General features: G+C 58.1%; 4 protein-coding genes. All 4 read left to right on the top strand.

Annotation, left to right across the window (positions count from 1 at the left end; all coding sequences use genetic code 11):
- The first annotated feature begins 468 nt into the window (after window positions 1-468).
- Complete coding sequence (locus tag H8A95_RS42100) at window positions 469-666, top strand: hypothetical protein (protein ID WP_229171538.1); 198 nt, start codon at window positions 469-471, stop codon at window positions 664-666.
- Window positions 667-732: 66 nt separating this feature from the next.
- Window positions 733-1,566, top strand: coding sequence for a universal stress protein (locus tag H8A95_RS42095; protein ID WP_229171536.1), 834 nt, complete (start codon window positions 733-735; stop codon window positions 1,564-1,566).
- A gap of 547 nt (window positions 1,567-2,113) precedes the next feature.
- A complete protein-coding gene (locus H8A95_RS42090) occupies window positions 2,114-2,797 on the top strand; it encodes a helix-turn-helix domain-containing protein (RefSeq protein WP_229171535.1) in 684 nt (227 codons plus the stop codon).
- A 159-nt stretch (window positions 2,798-2,956) separates the two neighbouring features.
- Window positions 2,957-3,583 carry a hemerythrin domain-containing protein gene (locus H8A95_RS42085; RefSeq protein WP_229171533.1) on the top strand — a complete coding sequence of 209 codons (627 nt, stop codon included), beginning with the start codon at window positions 2,957-2,959 and terminating at the stop codon, window positions 3,581-3,583.
- Window positions 3,584-3,599 lie beyond the last annotated feature (16 nt).

Raw genomic sequence — 3,599 nt, 5'->3', positions numbered from 1 at the left:
GGGGATCTGATTGTGAAGACTGACGATGTCTTGAGTGTGGGCAAGCGCCATCGCCTTCGTTTGCGTATGGATTCTCCGTCATCCACCCCCATTTGTGGCTCTCTCACCTCCACGGCTTGGTATACCTCGATGTGTTTACAAGCGGTTCAATGGTAAGGTCGCCGAGCTTGCCATCCAACTACCCGATCTGGCAGTCCTCGAGCGAATAGTCTAAGGAGGTGTCTCATGCCGCGTCGGCCGCAGGAGCTGCCTCCGGCGCTTCGCTCGAGGCCCGACGGGACGGCCGGCCGTTTTCATCAATCACTCAGCGAGCCGCACTGATTGAGTTCCAGCCGCAGTTCAAGAATCCGGACACTCCGGCTGGAGCGCGGCGAATGAGGCCTTGCACGACCTTCGGTTACCGGCACGTTGTTCTTCTAGCAGGGCTGGTTTGACAGGATATGAATGTCGAGCCGGACATGACGAGGAATGGACGGTGTCCACGATCCCCTCGCCAATACAATCGCCGCGCTGATATCGCGCCAGAATGGCTGGGCACGAATCCTGCAGCACCCGGCCAACATCGCTGATGCACCACAGGCGATGCTGATTCCTGCCTACGGACCATCGCGAGAACTGCTCCTTGCCAATTTGATCGTCCTCAGAAAATTCAACGACGGCATATGAAGCAGATCAATTGCCGGCCCGGATTTGTGCTCCGAGGCAGCAGGTCTTTCACTTCGGAGAACGGCAATGTTCGGGAACATATTGGTCCATATTCCCACGGAGCTCCCGGTGCGGGCTGTGGTCAACGGCTCGATTTCCTTCGCACTGAGCACCGGCGCGCATCTTGATGTTGTGGCGATCGGTTACGAGAGAACCATCATTCCGCTCCTTGCGCTCGGCATGGCGGCAGTCACTTCTGTTTTCGAAGTCGAGGAGGCGCGTGCGTTGGAGCGGGCCAAAGCAGCACTTCATGCCTTCGATCTCCAAGCACGGAATGCAGGCATTTCCTATACGAGCCGCGCGATGAGCGCGATTCCCGCCGACGCGCGCCGGATCATCTGCGCGAGCGCGCGAGTCCACGACATGACCATCGTCACACAGCCTCAGAGCGGCTACGACAGTTACGATAATCTGATTCCCAGGGAGATCCTTCTCCAGGCTGGTAAGCCTGTACTGTACCTACCATATATCTGCCACAGCGCTTTTTCGATCAGACGGGTGGGGATTTGCTGGGACGGCAGCCGGCGAGCGGCCCGCGCGTTGCACGACGCAATGCCACTTTTGTGTAAAGCCGATGCCCTCACCATCATCGCGACCACCGCTCCGGACAAGATCCCGGCAGAAAGTTCCACCGCCTGTCTGTGGGAGTACCTTGCGAAATCAGGACTTCCTGCAAAGGTCATTTCACTTCCGACATCCCGTTCAGCGCAGCGCGCCCTTCTCTCGCTTGCGGCCGACGAAAGCCTCGACCTGCTGGTGATGGGAGGATATGGTCGCTCTCCGCTGCAGGAGAGGCTGCTCGGCGCCGCCGCGGGGCATATGCTTCGGGCGATCAACATCCCGATCCTGATGTCGCACTGAGGGCAACAATCGTCCGGGCGACATGTCGCCGGATCCCGCCAGGATGCGGTCAGAATGCCGTCGCGATCGGCGTCAGCGACCATCCGAGGATGCCCGTGCTCAACTTCGGGCCAGATCACGATTTCCTCCGGTTTCTAGAATTGCTGGAGAGCGGCAAGGCCGGCCATTGAGCCACGTCAATATGTCGCGCGAGTCAAGCGCTATGATCCAGCTCCCAACTCGGGCCCACATGCACACCTATCGATCGATGACCGGGCGCGTGGTCCACATCCTCGAGCGTACATCGATCCGGATGATACCGCATCGTCACCTCCGCGACCCGACCGGTGCTGACGAGGATCAGGGTCATGGCGCCTGAAGCAGACTTCCTGCGGCAGGCTTAAAGTGGCGGTGGACGACAGCCTTCGGCCTTGCTGGAGCTCTTCACCGGTGCGACTTACGTGTAAATACTTAGTGGTTTCTACTTAGGTAAAACATCCAGATTTCACAGTTCGTCAAGAGCGACCAATCTGCGTCTCATCGACGTTAGCTTAAGATAGGGTCCGCCATGCACGCCCAGGGCACCAGTTTTCCTGAGACCAGCCGCCATCCGAATAGCGTCTTGCGTGGGCAAGCTCACAATTGCGGGCCGTTTGGTATGATTGCGACACCGATGCGGTTCACTCGCAATAGCGAGATCTACGGAGAGGACGAAGCAGCCGAATACCTTTATCAGGTGGTGTTGGGTGCTGTGCGAACCTACAAGATTCTGGAAGACGGACGTCGTCAGATCGGCGCGTTTTATCTGCCCGGTGACATCTTTGGCTTTGAGGCGGAAGAAAGCCATATCTCTTCGGCCGAGGCGATCAGCGAGACGCACCTGCTGATGGTGAAGCGCACTGCTGTCATTTTTCGCGCCAGTCACGAGAGGGAACTCGCAAGGCAGCTCTGGGACGCGATGGCGCTTGAGCTCCGCCGCTTCCAGGAACATCTGATGCTCCTGATCAGCAGCGCAGAAGAACGGGTCATCGCGTTCCTGCTCGATATGTCTCGCCGCGCTACGAAGGACGCTGCCATCGAACTGCCCATGTCACGGCAGGATGTTGCAGATTACCTCGGCCTGACGATTGAGACAGTGTCGCGCACCTTTACCCAACTTGAGCAGAATGGCGCGATCGCCCTGCCGAGCTCACGCCGAGTCGAGCTCCGCAAGGACAGATTGTCCAACCGCTTTGCGCAGACCTTTGGCTAAGGCGATTTGCGCCAGCTGCAGGCACGGCGGCGAAATGCGCTACTCCTGTACGCCGAACAGCGTCGGCAATGCAGCGCAGAAGAACATCGAACGTCGGCTTGGCGATCTGGCACAAGTGGCCAGAATCGCATTTACATTGTTCCTCCATGGAGCACCGCAATGATCATCGATCGTTTGCTTGGAGAGCATCGCAATATTGATCTGCTTCTGGTTGCCCTTCAACGCGAATTGGAGATTTTTGAGCATGGAATTCGTCCAGACTATGAGGTGATCCGCGCGATTATCAGCTACTTCGAGGTTTACCCGGAGGTGTACCATCATCCTCAGGAAGACTTGATCTTTTCCAAGCTCAAGACGCGCGATCCGGATGCGACTGCAATGGTCGGCGATCTCGCGCATGAGCATCAGGACGTCATCGACCGTTTGCACCGCATCGCTCGCGCCATTGATGGCGTCCTGGCGGATCGAGAAGTCCTTCGGCAAGACGTCGGCAACATCGTACGCGACTTTATAGTACGCGAGCGGCACCACATGATGTGGGAAGAGCGAGACTTCTTCCCCGCCGCCCGTAAGGCTCTATCGGCTCGGGATTGGACCGAAGTCGCTTCCTCCCTCACCGATCACGGAGATCCGCTATTCAGCGAGACAGCGGAAGCGGCTTCCGAAGCGCTAAGAGCGCACATTCTACAATTGGAACAAGAAGCTGAAGCCGAACGGAGCTCACTCGCGTTTTCGTCCGCAGTGGCCGGCAACCCGCGACACGGCGCCGAGACGGATGGCCCATAGTGATCGCTGCCGTCTC

It is taken from the genome of Bradyrhizobium oropedii, from assembly GCF_020889685.1.
Classification (GTDB): Bacteria; Pseudomonadota; Alphaproteobacteria; order Rhizobiales; family Xanthobacteraceae; genus Bradyrhizobium; species Bradyrhizobium oropedii.
This window is presented reverse-complemented; position numbering and strand designations above follow the sequence as displayed.